This is a genomic window from Prevotella sp. AGR2160 (assembly GCF_000424185.1).
Taxonomy (GTDB): Bacteria; Bacteroidota; Bacteroidia; order Bacteroidales; family Bacteroidaceae; genus Prevotella.
Genome location: NZ_AUJK01000003.1, coordinates 136,270 through 154,891, shown reverse-complemented (window position 1 = coordinate 154,891; position 18,622 = coordinate 136,270). Strand labels below are relative to the sequence as shown.

Here is an 18,622-nt window from a genome sequence, read left to right as displayed (position 1 = left end):
CCTAATGCAGGGGCCGTCCCTTGTGGCGGCCCGCCGTCAGAACGACGGATGTACCACATTTCCCATTAATCCGACCTTGATCGGCGGGCCGCCACAAGGGACGGCCCCTGCAGGGACAGATCTATGCCTTTACCAGGTTGATACCATTGATTTTCTGATAGATATCGAGGGCATAGACATCCGTCATACCACTGATATAATCCAATACCGCCTGAACACGGGTCTCCAACTGATCACTATGGATATCATACTGGCTGCTGACGCGCCGGATGAGTTGTTGACTGTAGAAATGAGAGGGATTGATAGCGGCGCCGATAAAGACTTCCATCAGGGTATTCATGATTTTGAAACCGCTCAGCTCCACCTCCAATACGGGCTTGCTGTCATAGATCTTATCATAACTCACTTTCTGACAGCGACAGTAGGCCTCCCGGGGGCCTTCGCTGATATGTTCGATGAGGCTGCCTTGGAAGGTTCCCTGCAGAATCTCGTCCTCATGATCCACGAAAGCTTTCACACATTCTGCCTCGAGTTTGCCGATGACACAGGCACGGAAATAGACCACCTCTTCATTGGGATCAGTGACGCCCTGTTCCCGGATGTTATCGAGGATATGCCGTTGGGTCTCTTCATCAAAGAAACCGAGTAGCAGCTCCCGTGTCTCCTCATAACTGAGAATCTTCAGTTTGTGACTGTCTTCGATATCCATGATCTCATAACAGATATCGTCGGCAGCCTCGACGAGATAGACCAGCGGGTGACGCGCATAACAGGTTGGCTCACCAGGCGCGGACTTACGAATAATACCGAGTTCATCGGCAATTTTCCGATAGCTCTCTTCCTCTGAGACGAAGAACCCGAATTTTCCGTGACTGCCGGCAAGAAGGGATGAGAAAGGATATTTCACGATACTTGCCAACATCGAATAGGTCATGACAAACCCTCCGGGACGACGACCGAGAAACTGATGGGTGAGGATACGGAACGCATTAGCGTTACCTTCGAAATGAATGAGGTCATTCCAAAACTGGTTACCGACCATACCCTCCAGAACCATTCCTTTCCCTTCTGTGAAAAAGGTTTGGATGGCTTTCTCCCCACTGTGGCCGAATGGTGGATTGCCCATGTCGTGGGCCAGACAGGCTGCGGAGACAATCGTGCCGATCTCTTCGAAAAGGGTATTCGTCAACTCTGGATGTCGCTGCTTCAATGCCCGTGCCACATCATTGCCCAGCGACTGTCCGAGAGACGACACCTCCAGGCTGTGTGTCAGACGGTTATGTACAAAGACGGACCCCGGTAGCGGAAATACCTGTGTCTTGTTCTGCATTCGACGGAAAGGTGCAGAATAGATCAGTCGGTCATAGTCGCGCTTGAACTCTGACCGGTCGTCATGGCGGAGAGCATGGCGGTGCTCCTGCCCGAAGCGCTTGTTGGAGATGAGTCGTTTCCAGTCCATAAAATCTTGTTTTTTGCAAAGATAACGAAAAATCACGAGAAAAATATGGTTATATGCTTGAAAAGTCGTATTTTTGCATTATGATTCAGATAAAAGTTGTCAATGCGGGCCACCAGCCCCTCCCCGAGTATGCCACACCGCAGAGTGCCGGCATGGATCTTCGTGCCAATCTCGAGGCACCGGTAGTCCTCCAGCCCTTGGAGCGACAGCTCATCCCCACAGGACTGCATATTGCTCTGCCTGAAGGCTATGAGGCACAGGTACGGCCACGCTCCGGCCTGGCTCTGAAGCATGGCATCACCGTGCTGAATACTCCGGGGACCATTGATGCTGACTATCGTGGGGAGGTGAAAGTCCTCCTGGTCAATTTCTCCCATGAGCCATTCACGATCCATGACGGTGAGCGTATCGCTCAAATGGTTATCGCCCGTCATGAGCAGGGCGTCTTTGAACCCGTCGCTGTTCTTGATGAGACGGAGCGCGGTGAAGGTGGTTACGGACATACAGGAATACAATGAAGACACCGGTAAGATTTCTCCTTCTGACCCTTTCCGCAGGTATCGCCCTCGGCAGTGTCGCGATGGATAAGAACACGCGGCAACGCTATGATTATTTTTACCTCGAGGGAGCCCGCCAGCAGGCTGCCGGTAATTATACGGCAGCCTATGACCTCCTGCGCTATGCCCAGCGCATCAACCCGCAGGCGCCGGAGACCTATTTCGCCCTCGCCACCTTCGATGCGGCCTTGCAGAGAGATTCCCTGGCACTGAAAGATCTGAAGCACGCTATTGCCCTTGATCCGAACAATGCATACTATCTCGAACAACTTGCCGAATGGTATGTAAAGAATAATGACCTCGACCGTTCCATCGACGCTTTTGAGGCTTTGTGGCAGCATAGTCACGATAATACCGACGCCCTCCACGTTCTCCTTCAGCTCTATCAGCAGAAGAAGGACTTCAAGAAGATGATCAATGTCATCGACCGTATGGAGACGGAGGAAGGACTCAGCGAGCGCCTCACGCTCATGAAGATGCAGGTCTACGAGATGATGGGTGACAAGAAGGCGGCCTATCGGGCTCTGGCCTCTTTAGCCAAGCAACACCCCAATGACTATAGCTACCAGCTCATGCTCGGCAATTGGCTCGTACAGCATGGCCGTACGAAAGAGGCATACCATTATTTCGCAGGCGTGCTGAAGGATTACCCCAATAATACGTCGGCCCTGTCATCGATGTACGACTATTACCAGGCTGTCCATGAAGAGGATAAGGCCGATGCCCTCCTCATGCAACTCATGAAGAGTAAGGATACGCCGTCGACGACGAAGAGTCTCCTCGTCCGCTCATATGTACAGCGGAATGAACAGGCCGGTGGCGATTCTACGAAGGTATTGAAATTCTTCGATGATGTTCTATCTGTTCCCCAGGCTGATCAGACGGTCTATGCGATGAAAGCGGCTTATATGTCCATCAAGAAGATGCCTGAGGATTCTGTCAATGCTGTCTACCGTCAGATCCTCGACCTGTGGCCTGATGATGCTGCCACACGTGTCAGCCTCCTGCAGTCTCTCTGGCGTGAGAAGAAATACGATGAAGTTATTGAGATGTGTAAGCCGGCAAAGGAATATAATCCCGATGAAATGGCCTTTTATTATTTCTCAGGACTGGCCTATTATCAGAAGAATGAGGAGGACTCCGCTCTGGAAGCTTTCCGGCAGGGCGTTACGCAGATCAACGACCAGAGTAATCCCGATATTGTCTCCGACTTCTATGCCATCATGGGAGATATCCTCGTAAAGAAAGGCCTGCGTAAGGAGGCTTATGCCGCTTACGACAGTTGCTTGCAGTGGAAGGATGATAATACCGCCGCCCTCAATAATTATGCCTACTACCTCAGTGAGGATAGCAGTGACCTCAAGCGTGCTGAGCAGATGAGCTATAAGTCCATTAAGGCAGAGCCGAATAATGCGACCTTCCTCGATACCTATGCCTGGATCCTCTTTATGCAGCACCGTTATCCGGAGGCCAAGCGCTATATCGATTTGGCACGGGAAAATATCGATTCCACCGAAAACAACGCTACCATCTTTGAGCATATCGGTGATATCTACGCGATGAATCATATCGACTCTACCGCGTTGAAATACTGGCAACTGGCCAAAGACAGTGGTGTCGTCTCCTCCACAATAGATTATAAGATCAAAAACAGAAAATATATCTCACCAACAGATTATAAGAAATTATGTGTCAGAGCAACAGTAAAAAGTATCAGAAAGCCACAGGGACAGCTCCGTCGCAGACGGCACTGATCCTCTGTTGCCTTCTCTCCCTCCTCTTCTCCTTCTCCTCTTGCGGAGCGACGAAGCATCTTGAGCGTGCTGCCTCTACCAAGACCGTGTCGAAGAACGATCTCGGTAGCCTGCAGTATGTACAGAAAGTCTATGACACCCGTGTCTATACGAAGAATATCAGTGGGAAGATGGACTTCCGCATCCAGGCCGGTGACAAGGATATCACCGTTCCCGGACAGTTGCGCATGCGCCGGGATAGTGTCATCCGCATCCAGCTCTTTATCCCGCTCCTCGGATCGGAGATCGGCCGCCTGGAGTTCACACCGACCTACGTGTTGATCATCGACCGTATGCATAAGCAGTATGTCAAGGCCGACTACCGTCAGGTCGATTTCCTCCAGCAGCATGGCATCACGTTCTATTCCCTTCAGGCTCTGTTCTGGAACCAGCTTCTCCTGCCCGGTAATAAGACGGTCAAGGAGAGTGATCTGGAGAAATTCACGGCTGACGCCAGTAAGGGACAGGTAAGCTTGAATGATGGAAATATGAGCTATCTTTGGACCTGTGATCCCGCCAGCGGACAGATCAAGAAGGCTGATGTCACATATAATGACAAGCAGGGCCGGTCTTCCCTGACCGTCGATTATGCCGGTTTCACCGCTGTTGGCGTGAAGCAGTTTCCCGCCAATATCGTTCTGAACTTGAAGACGGATGCCACGAAGCATGTCAAGGCTGTCTTGATGGGTATTAATATGCACCGTGTCACTACCGACAGTGACTGGGAAACCCGGAGCACGATCTCCGACCGTTATACAAAAGTGGATCCGAAAGATATATTGAGTAAAATAACCATGTTGTAATGAACCCATTCTCGAAATATTCCCTTTCTCTCATCACCGTCCTCCTCTGTGTGATGCCTCTCTCAGCTCAGAAGAGCAGTCAGAAGCGACAGAACCGGACGGAACAGACTGTTAAACAGAAATCGTCACGTACACAGAAGACGCAGACGGCTCGTACGAAACGACAGCCGGCACAGGCGCAGAAAGCTCAGTCCCGTAATTCCCGTGGTAAGGCTGCCCAGCCCCAGCGCCCTTCCCGTCGTACACGTAACAACCGTAAGCAGCCTGCTTATACCAATGCCAATATCCGTGGCCTTCAGGGACAGCGCGCCGCTATCCAGAAGAAGATCCGCGAACAGGAGGCTGCCCTGCGGGCGAACCAGGAAGACGTGAAGAATCGGTTAAACAACCTCCTCGTCATCAACAGTGAGATCGATGCCGGACAGAAGAATATTGAGGGTATCCAAAAGGATATCCATCATATCGAGGGAAACATCGGTATCTTGAAAGGTCAGTTGAGAACGCTCGAGCAGCAACTTCAGGAGCGGAAACAGAAATACATCAACTCCATGCATTACCTCACGCGTCACCATAGCGTGCAGGATAAGCTGATGTTCATCTTCAGTGCGAAGAATTTCGCAGAAATGTTCCGGCGTATCCGTTTCATTCGTGAATATTCTGATTATCAGAAAGCACAGGGAGAACTCGTACAGGCCAAACAACTCGAGGTTAACGACAAGTATGCCCAACTCGAACAAGTCAAGGGACATAAAAACAATCTTCTTTATAAAGGTAGGGTTGCCCAGACCCAGTTGCAGAACAAACATGCTGAACAACAGAAGGTCGTTGAAGGCCTGCAGAGTCAGCAGAAGACTATCCAGGCTATCATCGCTGAACAGCGGAAGAAAGATGCCGTGCTGAACTCCGAGATCGATAAACTCGTGGCTCAGGAGGTGGCGAAGGCCCGCGCCCGTGCTGCCGCTGAGGCTGCCCGCCGTCGTGCCGCCGCTCAGGCTGCCGCCCGCGCCCGTGCTGCCGAGTTGGCCCGGAAGAAGGCTGCCGCAGAGGCTGCCCGTAAGGCCGCCGCAGAACGTATCGCCGCTGCCAAAGCCCGTGAGGCACAGATGAAAGCTGCTGCCGAAGCAGCCCGGAAAGCTGCTGAGGAGGCCCGACAGAAAGCTGTTGCCGCCGCTACTGCCCGTGCTGAGGCTCAGCGACGTGCCGCCGCAGAAGCTGCCGCTAAAGCTGCCGCCGAACGCCAGGCTCGTGCCGATCAGGCAGCCCGTGAGGCGGAGGCAGCCCGTGAGGCTGCCGAGCGGAAGGCTGCTGCTGACCGTGCTCGTGCTGCAAAAGATATCGCTAAGACGCAGGAAAGTGTAAATGAGGCTTCCTCCCTCTCTACGGCTGACCGTATGATGAGCAATGGCTTTGCCGCCAACAAGGGGCGTTTGCCAATGCCAATCACCGGCGGCTATCGTATCGTCAGTCATTTCGGACAACACACGGTGGCTGGTCTGAAGGGGGTCACCCTCGACAATAAGGGTATCAATATCTTGGGTAGTAATGGCGCCCAAGCCCGAAGCATCTATGACGGCGAGGTGAGTGCTGTCTTCGGCTATGCTGGTTCATGGGTTGTCATGGTTCGCCATGGCGCTTACATCTCTGTTTATGCAAACCTTCGAAATGTTGCCGTACACCGTGGACAGCATGTCGGTACACGGCAGGCCCTCGGTACAGTAGGCGCAGACAACATCCTCCAATTCCAGCTTCGCCGAGAAACGGCGAAACTGAATCCGGAGGCATGGCTGGGAAGATAATGTAGGGCATGATGAATCATGCCCCTATGTATTCCCCAATTTCCTTGCGTGGCCGCAACATGACGGCCACCTACAATAGGATCTATGAATGATACTGGTTGGACTACATAGAGAGGAGGTTCCAATAGATCTCCAGCGCCTTTCGTATTTCCGAAAGGCGGATGAACTCGTCGGCACTGTGACTGCGACTGCTCTCGCCGGGACCGAGTTTGAAACTTGGAAAAGGCATGAGGGCCTGGTCGCTGAGGGTGGGACTGCCGAAGAATGTCAGCCCCAGTTGGCCGCAGCGGCGGATGAGCGGATGGTCAAGACGGATATGACTTGAATGGAGGCGGAAGCTATGGGCATGAAGCTCACTCTTCGTGTGTTCGTTGATGATGTCGAAGACTTCCTCGTTGGTATATAACTCATTGGTGCGGACATCAATGAGCGCCGTACAAAGGTCAGGGATGACATTATGTTGGGTACCGGCATGGATGACGGTGGCGGTCATCTTCGTAGGACCTAAGAAATCACTCTCTTTCTTGAAATGATAGTTGCGGATCCATACAAGGTCGTCAAGCATCTCGTAGATGGCATTGACTCCCTCGTTGCGGGCGGCATGTCCGCTCTTGCCATGGGCGATGAGGTCAAGAACCATCAGTCCTTTCTCCGCCACTGCCGTACGGAGTCCCGTGGGCTCTCCGACGATGGCGACATCGATGGCTTTCTCCTTTTCTGTCCCCGACAGTTGGGCAACCTCCTCTTCTATCTCCGGTAAAGCGATGACGATACCATTCTTACCGCCTATCTCCTCCTCGCAGGAAGCGAGATAGACGAGATTGTAAGGACAGGCCTCGGAACCGGCGGCATGGAAACGACGGAGGGTTTGCAGAAGGGTCACGAGGCCACCGCCGCAGTCGTTGGAACCGAGACCGAAGAGCTGATCGCCTTCTATTGACGGTGACAGCGGATCACGCGTCCAACTGCTCACGGCCTTCACCGTATCGATATGGGCATTGAGAAGGACGGTGGGCTTATTGGCAGACCAAAAAGGATGATTGATGGCATCGGCTGTGCTGGTCCAGATATTATTGCCGACACGATGGGGCCTGAAGCCGTAACTGCGGATCGTGGCTTCCATGAAGTCCGCTGCCTCTTTTTCCTCCTTGCTGACGGAAGAAATGTGGATGAGATGCTGGAGGAGTGCTACCGCATCAGAAAAATATTCGCTTGTTTCCATATTCGGGCACAAATATACGAAAAAAAATTTTGTATTTTTCACTTTTTCCCTTATCTTTGCATAAAATTCTATCCGTAAGCTTATGCAAACCAGATGTCATCTCTCGGTTCTCATTCATGAGCAAGCCAAGAAATATGGGAACAAGCCGGCACTGACGTTCCGTCTCTTCGGTAGTACGAAATGGAGAACAGTATCTTGGAAACAGTTTTCCATGCGTGTCAAGCAGGTCAGTAATGCTCTGCTGAACCTCGGCGTGAAGCCGCAGGAGAATATCGCCGTGTTCTCACAGAACTGCGTGCAGTATCTCTATACCGACTTCGGTGCCTATGGCGTTCGTGCCTGCTCGATCCCGTTTTATGCCACGAGTAGTGAACAGCAGATTCAATATATGGTCAATGATGCCCAGGTACGCTTCCTTTTCGTAGGCGAACAGGAGCAGTATGACAAGGCCCACCGTATCTTCGCCCTCTGTCACAGCCTTGAGCGTATCATCATCTTCGACCGTAGTGTGCGTATCTCCACCCATGACCCCAACGCTCTCTATTTCGAGGACTTTCTGAAACTCGGTGAGGGCTTCCCACGCCAGAGCGAGGTGGAGCAGTTGTGGAAGGATGCCCGCGAGGATGATCTCTGTAATATCCTTTACACGAGTGGTACGACAGGAGACAGTAAGGGCGTTATGCTGAGTTATTCCCAGTATCATGCTGCTCTCAAGGCTAATGATGTCTGTGTGCCGCTGACGGAGAATGACCGTGTCATCGACTTTCTGCCATTCACCCATATCTTTGAGCGGGGCTGGGCCTATCTGGCGCTTACGGAAGGTGCTCAACTGATCATCAATACTTATCCGAAGGAGATCCAGGAGAGTATGCGTGAGACGCATCCTACGAGTATGAGTGCCGTGCCGCGTTTCTGGGAGAAGGTATTCGTTGCCGTGAAGGCCAAGATGGATGCCGCTGCTCCGATGCAGCGGAAGATCATGTATCATGCCCTTGCTGTCGGAAAAAAACGCAATATTGATTATAAGTCGCATGGTAAACGGGTGCCGCTGACACTGGAGATGGAATATCAGCTCGTCAACAAGACACTGCTGAGTCTCGTCCGTAAGCAACTCGGCCTCGAACATCCGAATCTCTTCCCGACGGCCGGTGCCTATGTCTCTCCTGAAGTGGAAGAATTTGTCCATTCCATCGGTATCGGTATGATCGTCGGCTACGGTCTGACGGAGAGTCTCGCCACGGTCTCTTGCGACCATAAAGGTGAGCCGTATACCATTGGCAGTGTCGGCAGACCGATCCAAGGCATTGAGATCAAGATTGGCGAGAATGACGAGATTCTGTTGAAGGGTCCCACGATTACGAAGGGTTACTACCACCGTGATGAGATCAATGCTCAGGCCTTTGATGCGGATGGCTTCTTCCATACCGGTGATGCCGGATATATGAAGGATGGAGAGCTCTATCTGAAAGAGCGTATCAAGGACCTCTTCAAGACCTCTAATGGTAAGTATATCGCACCGCAGAAAGTGGAGGCGATGATGCTTGTTGACAAGTTCATCGATCAGATCGCCGTCATCGCAGACCAGCGGAAGTTTGTTTCCGCCCTCATCGTCCCTGAGTTCCGGGTTGTCGAGCAATGGGCGAAGGACCATGATATCAAGTTCGAGAACCGTGTTGACCTCTGTCAGAATGAGGAAGTCAACAAGATGATCTTCGAACGTGTGCAGACCCTGCAGCAGACACTGGCTCCTTATGAGCAGATCAAGCATTTTACACTTCTGCCACACCATTTCTCGATGGAATCGGGAGAGTTGACGAACACGTTGAAGCTCCGTCGCGGTATCATTAACAAGAACTACAAGGCCGTCATCGACGCCATGTACGAGAAAGTAAAAAAATAACACAGATATGATAACAAGTGATCAATTGAAGGATGTCCAGGACCGCGTCGCTGCCTTGCATAGATATCTGAATATCGACCAGAAGGAGATAGAGTTTGAAGAAGAGCAGCTGCACACGCAGGCGCCCGATTTCTGGGATGACCCTAAGCGTGCTGAGGCTCAGATGAAGAAAGTTAAGGGTATTGAAAAATGGCTGAAAGGCTATGATCTTGTCAAACAGGAAGCTGATGAGCTTGCCCTTGCCTTTGATTATTATAAAGAGGAGATCGTCACCGAGGAAGAGGTCGATGCCGACTATGTCAAGGCCTTGAAGGATATCGAGGACCTGGAGTTGAAGAATATGCTGCGTCAGGAGGAAGACCCCATGGATGCCGTCATGAAGATCAACTCCGGTGCCGGCGGTACGGAGAGTCAGGACTGGGCGCAGATGCTTATGCGTATGTATATGCGTTGGTGTGATGCCCATGGCTATAAGGTGAAGATCACGAATCTCCAGGAAGGTGACGAGGCTGGTATCAAGAGTGTTGAGATGACCATTGAAGGTGGCGAGTATGCCTATGGCTTCTTGAAGAGTGAGAATGGTGTTCACCGTCTTGTCCGTGTCAGCCCGTATAATGCCCAGGGTAAGCGTATGACGAGTTTCGCCTCCGTTTTCGTCTCCCCCCTTGTCGATGATACCATTGAGGTGTATGTCGATCCCGCCAAGGTCAGTTGGGATACGTTCCGTTCCAGTGGTGCCGGTGGTCAGAATGTCAATAAGGTGGAGTCGGGTGTCCGCCTGCGCTATCAGTATGAAGATCCAGATACCGGTGAGAAGGAGGAGATCCTGATTGAGAATACGGAGACACGCGATCAGCCGAAGAACCGCGCCAAGGCCATGCTCCTCTTGAAGAGCCAGCTCTATGACCGTGCGATGAAGAAGCGTATGGCCGAACAGGCGAAGATTGAGGCCGGAAAGAAGAAGATCGAGTGGGGTAGTCAGATCCGCTCTTATGTCTTCGATGACCGTCGCGTGAAAGATCACCGCACAGGCTATCAGACTTCCGATGTCGATGGTGTCATGGACGGTAAGATTGATGGTTTCATCAAGGCCTACCTCATGGAGTTCGCTGCTGCTGATGCGGAGGCAAAGGAATAGCCTATAGTGCCTAAAATAATAAGAACTAATAACTAATCAGAACTATGAGCAGTAACAAAGATCTAAGACGGGCCAAACATGCGGCCTATGAAAAGAAAGAGGAAGAAAAAGGTAAGAAGGTGGTGTATATCATCTTTGGTGCGTTGATTATCCTGGCCATCATCTTTATGATTGTCTCCTTCGGAATCTTCGATTGATATGAGCGGACTCGAGATAGAACGGAAATTCCTCGTCAGGGGTGGTGACGCCTATAAGCGTGCCGCCTCTTCGAGCAGTCATATCCAACAAGGTTATATCCCTGCTGAGGGCGTCACGGTACGTATCCGCGTGCGTGACGACAGAGCTTATCTGACGATCAAGAGTCACTCTGATGCCGCTGGGCTCAGCCGTTATGAGTTTGAAAAAGAGATCACCCTCGATGAGGCCCGCCATCTGCTGAAACTCTGTCAGGGCGGTGTCATCGATAAGCGCCGCTGGCTGGTGCCGAGTCCTGACGGACGCCATACGTGGGAGGTTGATGAGTTCTTCGGCGACAATGCCGGCCTCGTCATGGCGGAAGTGGAACTGGCCTCCGAGGATGAGCCTTACGAGAAGCCGGACTTTATCGGTGAGGAGGTGACGGGGGATCGACGATATTATAATAGCCATTTGCTATTATATCCGTATAAAAATTGGCACAATTAAAAATAATTTTGTAATTTTGCAGCCATAATAAGATTAATTCGTTAGTATGGCTGAATTATCAAGAGGAAATTTCGGAAGTAAACTAGGTGTTATCCTTGCCACGGCAGGTTCTGCCGTCGGGTTGGGTAACATCTGGCGTTTCCCGTATATGGCGGGCCAGAATGGCGGTGCCGTCTTTATCATCATCTATCTCGCTTGTGTGCTCATCCTCGGTATCCCGTGTATGGTGAGCGAGTTTATCATCGGTCGTCATGGTGCTTCGAATACGGCACGGGCCTACTCAAAACTTGCCAATGGCACGGCGTGGAAGGTCGTGGGTTATATGGAGGTGCTGACGGGCTATCTCATCACGGGCTATTATGCTGTTGTCTCCGGATGGTGCTGTAACTATATCTACGCGTCCATTGCCGGAGAGCTGAAGGGCGATCCCACTTATGTGAGTCAGTATTTCGAGAATTTCTGTTCCGATCCTGTCCGTCCCGTTTTTTGGACGGTCGTGATCTTCCTCATTACGCATTTTGTCATTGTCCATGGCGTCCGCAACGGTATAGAGAAGGCCTCGAAATGGATGATGCCCACCTTATTTATATTACTCCTCGTCATCGTTGTCGCCGCTAACCTGTTGCCGGGATCCTCGAAGGGTGTGGAGTTCCTGCTCAAGCCGGACTTCACGAAGGTGGATAAGGATGTGTTCCTCGGTGCCGTCGGGCAGTGTTTCTATTCCCTGAGTATCGCCATGGGCTGTCTCTGTACTTATGCATCGTATTTCAGCCGTCGTACGAATATCGTTAACTCCGCCGTACAGATCTCCCTTATCGATACCCTCGTGGCCATCCTCGCCGGACTCGTTATCTTTCCCGCGGCGTTCTCCGTGGGGATCAGTCCCGACAGTGGACCGAAATTGATCTTTATCACCCTTCCGAATGTCTTCAATGAGGCTTTCGCCTCCATACCGTGGCTCGGCTGGCTTGTGAGTCTGATGTTCTATGCCCTCCTTAGTCTCGCTGCCTTGACTTCGTTGATGAGTCTGCATGAGGTGAACACGGCATTCTTCTACGAGGAGTTGCATATCTCCCGGAAGAAAGGCGCATGGATCGTGACGGTCAGCTGTGGCATTATCGGTGCAATCTGTTCGTTGTCACTGTCGAAGCATAGTGGCTTAGTCTTTTTCGGAAAGTCGCTCTTCGATATCTTTGACTTTGTCACGGGGCAGATCTTCCTGCCGATTACGGGGCTGTTGATGTGCCTCTTTGTAGGCTGGTATGTCCCGAAGAATATCGTGAAGGATGAGTTCACCAATTGGGGCACGCTGAAAGGTACGTTCTATGGCTTCTATTTATTCTCCGTCCGTTTCATCTGTCCGTTATTGATCCTGGCCATCTTCCTGCATCAGTTTAACGTCATCTAATAGGTATACGTTTATGGAGAATTCACGTGGAAATTTCGGATCGAAGTTAGGCGTCATCCTCGCCACGGCAGGATCGGCGGTAGGACTGGGAAATATCTGGCGGTTCCCTTATATGACGGGACAGAACGGTGGCGCCGCCTTCATCCTCGTCTATATCGGCTGTATTTTCCTCCTCGGTCTGCCGGGAATGGTGGCGGAGTTCGTTATCGGTCGCCATTCCGCGGCTAATGCGGCACGGGCGTATAAGAACCTCGCGGGACGAGGACCATGGGGCGTGATTGGGTATATGGGCGTGTTCACGTCGATGATCATCCTCGGTTTCTATGCCGTTGTCGCCGGTTGGTGCCTGCAGTATCTCTTTGCTTCCCTCGTGGGGCAGATCCATGGCGATGCCACGTTCGTGAAGAACTATTTCACGACTTTCTCGTCGGATCCGTTCCGACCGTTGATTTGGACGGTCGTGTTCATCCTTGTCACCCATGCCGTCGTCGTCAAGGGCGTGCGTAAGGGGATTGAGAAGGCGAGCAAGATCCTCATGCCTATGCTCTTTATCCTTCTGCTCATCGTCGTCGTCGCTTCTTGTTCGTTGCCGGGGGCTATGAAGGGGGTGGAGTTCCTTTTTCATCCCGATTTCAGTAAAGTGAACCAAAAGGTGTTCTACGAGGCTCTTGGACAAGGGTTCTTCTCTCTGAGTCTCGGCACGGCATGTCTGTGTACCTATGCCTCTTATTTCAGCAGGCAGACGAATCTTGTGGGATCGGCTTTGCAGATCGCGTCTATCGATACCCTCATCGCTATTCTTGCCGGACTGATGATCTTCCCCGCCGCCTTTGCCGTGGGGGTGAATCCCGACAGTGGTCCGTCACTGATCTTTATCACGCTGCCGAACGTGTTCCAGCAGGCCTTCGGATCCGCGCCACTCATCGGATATGTCATCAGTATCGCCTTCTACGCCCTGCTGGCCCTGGCGGCACTGACCTCTACGATCTCCATGCATGAGATCGGTACGGCCTTCTTTTATGAGGAACTGCATATCTCACGGAAGAAAGGTGCATGGATAGAGACAACGGTGTGCGTGATCATTGGCATCTTCTGCTCCCTCTCCTGTGGCGCCGTCCCGGCATTGAAACTTTTCGGCATGTCGGTGATGAACTTCTGTGACATGCTCACGGCAAATATCCTCCTGCCGTTGGGTAGTTTCCTGACGTGTATCTTCCTAGGCTGGTTTATCCCGAAGCAGATCGTTAAAGACGAGATCACAAACTGGGGCACCCTGCGCCATACCGCCTATGGCCTCTTCCTCTTCATGGTCCGCTTTGTCTGCCCCGTCTGTATTGCCATCGTGTTCCTGCATCAGCTTGGGGTGATTTGAAGCCTCGCCCCAATCACTCCCTAAAGGGAGGGGCTTTCAAAGTCCACCACCCGTTGGTCTGTACAAAGATAAATTACCTTTTCTAAGGATTAATCTTTTATAAATAACTTCTGATACTCTTGCTGCGCGTCATTATTTTCTGTATCTTCGTATCATCAACCTGAATCGTTGAATTCAAAAATCTATAGCTTATGCGATGGCGTGAACTTTTGTATCTGCAAAAGAATGACCGGATGGCACTATTGGGCGTGCTGGCAACGATCATACTGGCGATGTTTATTATTTTCTTCGGCGGCAGCTATTTCAATCATACTGATAAACTCACGAAGGACAGTACGCGGCAGCAGGCACTGGCATCTTCCGCGGTAAGAGGAGGCTATATCTATGCTGATGGAACGGAGAGAAAGATCACGCTCGTTCCTTTTGATCCGAATACTGCCGACAGCACGACCCTTCTTGGTCTCGGTCTTGCGCCATGGCAGGTAAAAGCCATTTATCATTATCGGGCGAAAGGTGGTGTCTATCGTCGTCCGGAGGATTTCTCACACCTCTATGGCCTGACGGTGAAACAATACCGCATGCTGCAACCCTATATCCGTATCTCTTCGGATTATGCGCCGGCATCAACTCTCTATCCGTCTACAGCGTATAATCAAGGGAGGTATCCTTCCCGATCGTACGAGGAGAAAAATACGGCGCTGGTGGGCGCTCCCCATTCTACGAAGCTTCATGAGGGTCAGCGACTGTCACTCAATGATGCCGATACGGCGGCACTCATGCGTGTGCCTGGTATTGGTATAGGATATGCCCATGCCATCATCAACTACCGAAACCGGCTCGGTGGATTCTATTCTCCCCAGCAGATTCTTGATATCGGAGGTGTTCCCGAGACGGCCGTGCCCTATCTCTTTGTGAATGCAGGGGAAGTAAAGAAAATCAAAATCAACCATCTTACGGTCAACCAACTTCGCCGACATCCGTATATCAACTTTTATCAGGCGCGTACAATTTTCGACTACCGTCGGCTTCATGGTCCTCTTCATGATATTCGTGTCCTTGCTCATGATCCCGATTTCCCGCCGGAGGAACTTCGTCGGCTGGCACCGTATCTGGATTATGAGTAAAGCTCCCCTTAGTCCCATTCTTTTGGAGGAGAGGGATGAGGAACGACTACGAAAAAAGCCGAGGGAAAACATTGCTGTTCTCCCTCGGCTATGGCTTAGTCGGGATGACCGGACTCGAACTGGCGACCCCTACGTCCCGAACGTAGTGCGCTACCAACTGCGCTACATCCCGATTTGCGGGTGCAAAGTTACATCTTTTTTTTGGAATGACCAAAGAAAAAGAGGAAAAAATATTTTCGTAGGGGCATGATTTATCATGTCCCGCCATGATCCGTCATTCCGATGGAACCCAACATTGAGGCGGGCGGAACATGATGAATCATGTCCTTACAGCAGTTCCGGCAGCTCGAAGAGCTTAATGCCGTTGCTGCCCTTGATGAGGATATAATGGCCTTCGGGGCGCTGGCGCTTGATCTCCGCCTTTACGGCCTCGACATCGGGGAACTTTCGGAAGTCACAGTCGGTCTTACCGAATTCTTCACCGACGAGCCATACCTGTTCGGGTTTCATACCATCAGCCTGCAGATGGTCTACGATCTTCTGGTGTTCCTCGGCAGAGGTGTTGCCGAGCTCGCGCATATCACCAAGGATAAGCATCTTGTTGTCTACCTCCATGAGCTTGAAGTTGTCCAGGGCCGCTTTCATGCTCGACGGGTTGGCATTATAGGCATCGACGACGAGGTGGTTATATTTCGTAGTCTCCAACTGACTGCGGTTGTTGCTTGGTGTATACTCCTCCAGAGCGGCGTTGATCTCACCGGGGATGACGCCGAAATGGCGGCCGACGGTGATGGCGGCGAGGAGGTTGTCGAGGTTATAGGAGCCGATAAGTTTCGTCTGTACCTCATAGGTGTCGTGGAGGGCATCATGGGTATCCGTCCACTCGAAGCGGAGGAAGGGCGCGCAACTGAGCACACGACCTTTGATCTGTGCACCTTCATCCTCGCCATAGGTGATGATGCGGTTGAAATTACGCTTCTCGGCCATATCCATCAGGTCCTCATTGCTGGAGTTGAGGAAGAGAAGACCGTCATGGTCGGCGAGGAAGTCATAGAGTTCCCCCTTCGTCTTCTTTACGCCGTCGAAGGAGCCGAAACCGAGGATATGGGCGTGTCCGACATTCGTGATGAGACCGCAGGTCGGCTCGACATACTCCACAAGGCGCTTGATATCGTCGGGATGGCTGGCTCCCATCTCTACGACAGCAATGTCATCGTCTGCCGTGAGGCGCATCAGCGTCTTCGGCACGCCAACATCGTTGTTGAAGTTACCTTCCGTATGCATCACGCGGTAACGCTTGGCAAGGACGGTGGAGATGAGCTCCTTCGTCGTCGTCTTACCGTTTGTGCCCGTGATACCGATGACGGGGATGTGGAACTGGCGGCGGTGTTCCCGGGCGAGCTCCTTGAAAGCCGTCAGCGTATCGTCGACGACGATGTACCGGTCGTCACCGGCCTTGGCATAGTCGGGGTTGTCGATGATAGCGTAGCTGCAGCCTTTCTCTAAGGCAGAGCTGGCAAACTTATTTCCATCGAATGTTGCTCCTTTGAGAGCAATGAAGATGCTGTCCTTCGGACAGTTGCGGCTGTCGGTAGTGATCTGTGGATGCCGCTGGTATAACTCAAAAATATCCATAACTGATGAAATTTATTGCAAAGGTAACGCAAAAAAAACAAAAAGCGTGGGATTTTTCAATTTATATTCTTAATTTTGCAGAATATGAAGCGAATATCCTATACCATCAATGTCCGTGGGCACCTCGTGGACCTCTCAGAGCCACAGGTGATGGGCATTCTCAATGTCACGCCCGACAGTTTCTTTGCCGGGAGCCGGAAACAGACGGAGGCAGAGATTGCCGACCGTGCCAACCAGATCGTTCGCGAAGGCGGTACGATCATCGATGTGGGTGGTTTCTCCACGCGTCCCGGTGCTCAGGAGGTGAGTGCCGAGGAGGAGGCGCGCCGTCTTAAATTTGCGTTGGGTATCGTTCGCCGTGAGCAGCCCGATGTGCCGGTCTCTGTTGATACCTATCGTCCCGAAGTCGCCCGTCGTTGTATCGAGGAGTGGGGCGTCGATATCATTAATGATGTCTCCGAGGGAGGGATCACAGGAATCGTTGATACGCCGTTGGAACAGCAGAGCGGGGACACCGTTCCCGAGATGTTCCGTCTCGTCGGCGAGTTGAAGGTGCCGTATATCCTCATGTCCGTACAGGCAGACCTGAAGACGATGATGCTGAACTTCGCCCGGGAGATCCAGCAGTTGCGTGACCTCGGAGCGAAAGATATCATTCTCGATCCCGGCTTCGGCTTCGGCAAGACCCTCGAGGGCAACTACCGGCTGATGGACGAGATGGATAAGCTCGAAGTATTTGAACTTCCTCTCCTCGTCGGTATATCCCGTAAGCGTATGATTCACCAGCTCCTCGGTATCACTGTCGATGAGAGTCTCAATGGTACGACGGTTCTCAACACCATCGCTCTGATGCGTGGCGCCAATATCCTCCGTGTCCATGATGTCCTTCCCGCCGTACAAGCTGTGAAGATCATTAAAAAATTAAAAGAGTAAAAAAGTAAAACTGCCGTGCCGTTTACAATAGGAATTAAGGATATCATTGATATCTTCTCGGTAGCGCTGATGCTCTACTATATCTACCGGTTGATGAAGCAGAGCCGGTCACTGAATGTCTTTGTGGGCATCATGATCTTTATCATCGTGTGGCTCTTCGTCTCACAAGTCTTCGAGATGCGCCTCCTCGGCGCTATTCTCGACAAACTGGTGAGTGTGGGTGTCATCGCCCTCATCGTCATCTTCCAGGAGGATATCCGGAAGTTCCTCTATGAGCTCGGTGGTCAGAAAGGCTTCCGGCGCCTCGTGCGCTGGATCAAGCCGGCACGGAAGGACGACAAGAAAGAAGTCGACAAGGAGACCATCATGCCTATCGTCCTTGCCTGCATGAGTATGTCGAAGAAATATGTCGGTGCGCTCATCGTCATCGAGCGGGCTGTGCCGTTGAAGGATATCATCGATACCGGTGAGGTCATCGATGCCCGTATCAGTCAGCGGCTCATCGAGAATATCTTCTTCAAGAATTCGCCGCTTCATGATGGTGCCATGATCATTGAGAATAAGCGTATTGTTGCCGCCGGTTGTATCCTCCCCGTGAGCCATAATCTGAATATCCCTAAGGAACTCGGCCTGCGTCATCGTGCCGCCATGGGGATCTCACAGAACAGTGATGCCATCGCCATCGTCGTCAGTGAGGAGACGGGGCGTATCTCCGTGGCCATGCATGGTGAGTTCCGTCTGAGACTGTCGGCTGAGGAACTGGAGAGCATCCTGACCAAAGAAATGTGACCCTTCTAA

The 18,622-nt window shown here is 51.8% G+C and carries 16 protein-coding genes and 1 tRNA gene; 13 read left to right on the top strand and 4 right to left on the bottom strand.

Annotated features, from left to right (window positions below; translation table 11 throughout):
* Positions 1-121 precede the first annotated feature (121 nt).
* Entirely contained in the window at positions 122-1,459 is a 1,338-nt protein-coding gene (gene dgt, locus G604_RS0103500; RefSeq protein WP_028909349.1) for a dGTP triphosphohydrolase, read from the bottom strand.
* 80 nt (positions 1,460-1,539) lie between these two features.
* Between dgt and dut the strand changes: the two genes are divergently transcribed.
* Genes dut through G604_RS0103480 form a run of 4 tightly spaced genes read left to right on the top strand, consistent with a single transcriptional unit; the run spans position 1,540 to position 6,408 of the window.
* The gene (dut, locus tag G604_RS0103495; protein WP_028909348.1) at positions 1,540-1,977 is read left to right on the top strand and encodes a dUTP diphosphatase; all 438 of its coding nucleotides are present in this window, start codon (positions 1,540-1,542) and stop codon (positions 1,975-1,977) included.
* Complete coding sequence (locus G604_RS13390; protein WP_196801082.1) at positions 1,974-3,770, top strand: tetratricopeptide repeat protein; 1,797 nt, start codon at positions 1,974-1,976, stop codon at positions 3,768-3,770. Before dut ends, G604_RS13390 begins: the two co-directional genes overlap by 4 nt.
* A complete protein-coding gene (locus tag G604_RS0103485) occupies positions 3,704-4,612 on the top strand; it encodes a DUF4292 domain-containing protein (RefSeq protein WP_081657632.1) in 909 nt (302 codons plus the stop codon). The genes G604_RS13390 and G604_RS0103485 overlap by 67 nt, the downstream gene beginning before the upstream one ends.
* Complete coding sequence (locus G604_RS0103480; protein WP_028909346.1) at positions 4,612-6,408, top strand: murein hydrolase activator EnvC family protein; 1,797 nt, start codon at positions 4,612-4,614, stop codon at positions 6,406-6,408. The genes G604_RS0103485 and G604_RS0103480 overlap by 1 nt, the downstream gene beginning before the upstream one ends.
* A 103-nt stretch (positions 6,409-6,511) precedes the next feature.
* Here the strand turns inward: G604_RS0103480 and G604_RS0103475 are convergent, their stop codons facing one another.
* The gene (locus G604_RS0103475; protein WP_028909345.1) at positions 6,512-7,630 is read right to left on the bottom strand and encodes a M20/M25/M40 family metallo-hydrolase; all 1,119 of its coding nucleotides are present in this window, start codon (positions 7,628-7,630) and stop codon (positions 6,512-6,514) included.
* A gap of 82 nt (positions 7,631-7,712) precedes the next feature.
* On the opposite strand from G604_RS0103475, the gene G604_RS0103470 reads away from it, so the two are divergent.
* The 7 genes from G604_RS0103470 to G604_RS0103440 all read left to right on the top strand — a co-directional run bounded on the left by G604_RS0103470 (position 7,713) and on the right by G604_RS0103440 (position 15,256).
* A complete protein-coding gene (locus tag G604_RS0103470; RefSeq protein WP_028909344.1) occupies positions 7,713-9,530 on the top strand; it encodes an AMP-dependent synthetase/ligase in 1,818 nt (605 codons plus the stop codon).
* 7 nt (positions 9,531-9,537) lie between these two features.
* Complete coding sequence (gene prfB, locus G604_RS0103465) at positions 9,538-10,668, top strand: peptide chain release factor 2 (RefSeq protein ID WP_028909343.1); 1,131 nt, start codon at positions 9,538-9,540, stop codon at positions 10,666-10,668.
* Between the two features lie 44 nt (positions 10,669-10,712).
* Positions 10,713-10,865 carry a hypothetical protein gene (locus G604_RS15375; RefSeq protein ID WP_028909342.1) on the top strand — a complete coding sequence of 51 codons (153 nt, stop codon included), beginning with the start codon at positions 10,713-10,715 and terminating at the stop codon, positions 10,863-10,865.
* 1 nt (position 10,866) lies between these two features.
* Complete coding sequence (locus G604_RS0103455; RefSeq protein ID WP_028909341.1) at positions 10,867-11,352, top strand: CYTH domain-containing protein; 486 nt, start codon at positions 10,867-10,869, stop codon at positions 11,350-11,352.
* A 46-nt stretch (positions 11,353-11,398) separates the two neighbouring features.
* Positions 11,399-12,760 (top strand): sodium-dependent transporter, encoded by a 1,362-nt coding sequence (locus G604_RS0103450; protein WP_028909340.1) that lies wholly within the window; start codon positions 11,399-11,401, stop codon positions 12,758-12,760.
* A gap of 13 nt (positions 12,761-12,773) precedes the next feature.
* Complete coding sequence (locus G604_RS0103445; RefSeq protein ID WP_028909339.1) at positions 12,774-14,132, top strand: sodium-dependent transporter; 1,359 nt, start codon at positions 12,774-12,776, stop codon at positions 14,130-14,132.
* Positions 14,133-14,365: 233 nt separating this feature from the next.
* Complete coding sequence (locus G604_RS0103440) at positions 14,366-15,256, top strand: ComEA family DNA-binding protein (RefSeq protein WP_231376026.1); 891 nt, start codon at positions 14,366-14,368, stop codon at positions 15,254-15,256.
* Positions 15,257-15,355: 99 nt separating this feature from the next.
* On the opposite strand, the gene G604_RS0103435 is transcribed toward G604_RS0103440, so the two are convergent.
* Positions 15,356-15,428 (bottom strand) — tRNA-Pro (locus tag G604_RS0103435).
* Between the two features lie 155 nt (positions 15,429-15,583).
* Positions 15,584-16,891: a UDP-N-acetylmuramoyl-tripeptide--D-alanyl-D-alanine ligase gene (locus tag G604_RS0103430; RefSeq protein WP_036904516.1), complete on the bottom strand. Its 1,308-nt coding sequence runs from the start codon at positions 16,889-16,891 to the stop codon at positions 15,584-15,586.
* Between the two features lie 84 nt (positions 16,892-16,975).
* Between G604_RS0103430 and folP the strand changes: the two genes are divergently transcribed.
* Together folP and cdaA are read left to right on the top strand one after the other, a co-directional pair.
* On the top strand, positions 16,976-17,824 hold the full coding sequence (gene folP / locus G604_RS0103425) for a dihydropteroate synthase (RefSeq protein WP_028909336.1): 849 nt from the start codon (positions 16,976-16,978) through the stop codon (positions 17,822-17,824).
* Between the two features lie 15 nt (positions 17,825-17,839).
* Positions 17,840-18,613, top strand: coding sequence for a diadenylate cyclase CdaA (gene cdaA, locus G604_RS0103420; RefSeq protein ID WP_028909335.1), 774 nt, complete (start codon positions 17,840-17,842; stop codon positions 18,611-18,613).
* Positions 18,614-18,622 lie beyond the last annotated feature (9 nt).

Excerpts from the sequence above, each read along its gene's own strand:
- G604_RS0103440 (WP_231376026.1), top strand. The coding sequence starts at position 14,366 with ATGGCACTATTGGGCGTGCTGGCAACGATCATACTGGCGATGTTTATT.
- G604_RS0103475 (WP_028909345.1), bottom strand. The coding sequence starts at position 7,630 with ATGGAAACAAGCGAATATTTTTCTGATGCGGTAGCACTCCTCCAGCAT.
- G604_RS0103485 (WP_081657632.1), top strand. The coding sequence starts at position 3,704 with ATGTGTCAGAGCAACAGTAAAAAGTATCAGAAAGCCACAGGGACAGCT.
- G604_RS0103450 (WP_028909340.1), top strand. The coding sequence starts at position 11,399 with ATGGCTGAATTATCAAGAGGAAATTTCGGAAGTAAACTAGGTGTTATC.
- G604_RS0103470 (WP_028909344.1), top strand. The coding sequence starts at position 7,713 with ATGCAAACCAGATGTCATCTCTCGGTTCTCATTCATGAGCAAGCCAAG.
- folP (WP_028909336.1), top strand. The coding sequence starts at position 16,976 with ATGAAGCGAATATCCTATACCATCAATGTCCGTGGGCACCTCGTGGAC.
- G604_RS13390 (WP_196801082.1), top strand. The coding sequence starts at position 1,974 with ATGAAGACACCGGTAAGATTTCTCCTTCTGACCCTTTCCGCAGGTATC.
- G604_RS0103430 (WP_036904516.1), bottom strand. The coding sequence starts at position 16,891 with ATGGATATTTTTGAGTTATACCAGCGGCATCCACAGATCACTACCGAC.
- G604_RS0103480 (WP_028909346.1), top strand. The coding sequence starts at position 4,612 with ATGAACCCATTCTCGAAATATTCCCTTTCTCTCATCACCGTCCTCCTC.
- prfB (WP_028909343.1), top strand. The coding sequence starts at position 9,538 with ATGATAACAAGTGATCAATTGAAGGATGTCCAGGACCGCGTCGCTGCC.
- G604_RS15375 (WP_028909342.1), top strand. The coding sequence starts at position 10,713 with ATGAGCAGTAACAAAGATCTAAGACGGGCCAAACATGCGGCCTATGAA.
- G604_RS0103445 (WP_028909339.1), top strand. The coding sequence starts at position 12,774 with ATGGAGAATTCACGTGGAAATTTCGGATCGAAGTTAGGCGTCATCCTC.
- G604_RS0103455 (WP_028909341.1), top strand. The coding sequence starts at position 10,867 with ATGAGCGGACTCGAGATAGAACGGAAATTCCTCGTCAGGGGTGGTGAC.
- dgt (WP_028909349.1), bottom strand. The coding sequence starts at position 1,459 with ATGGACTGGAAACGACTCATCTCCAACAAGCGCTTCGGGCAGGAGCAC.
- dut (WP_028909348.1), top strand. The coding sequence starts at position 1,540 with ATGATTCAGATAAAAGTTGTCAATGCGGGCCACCAGCCCCTCCCCGAG.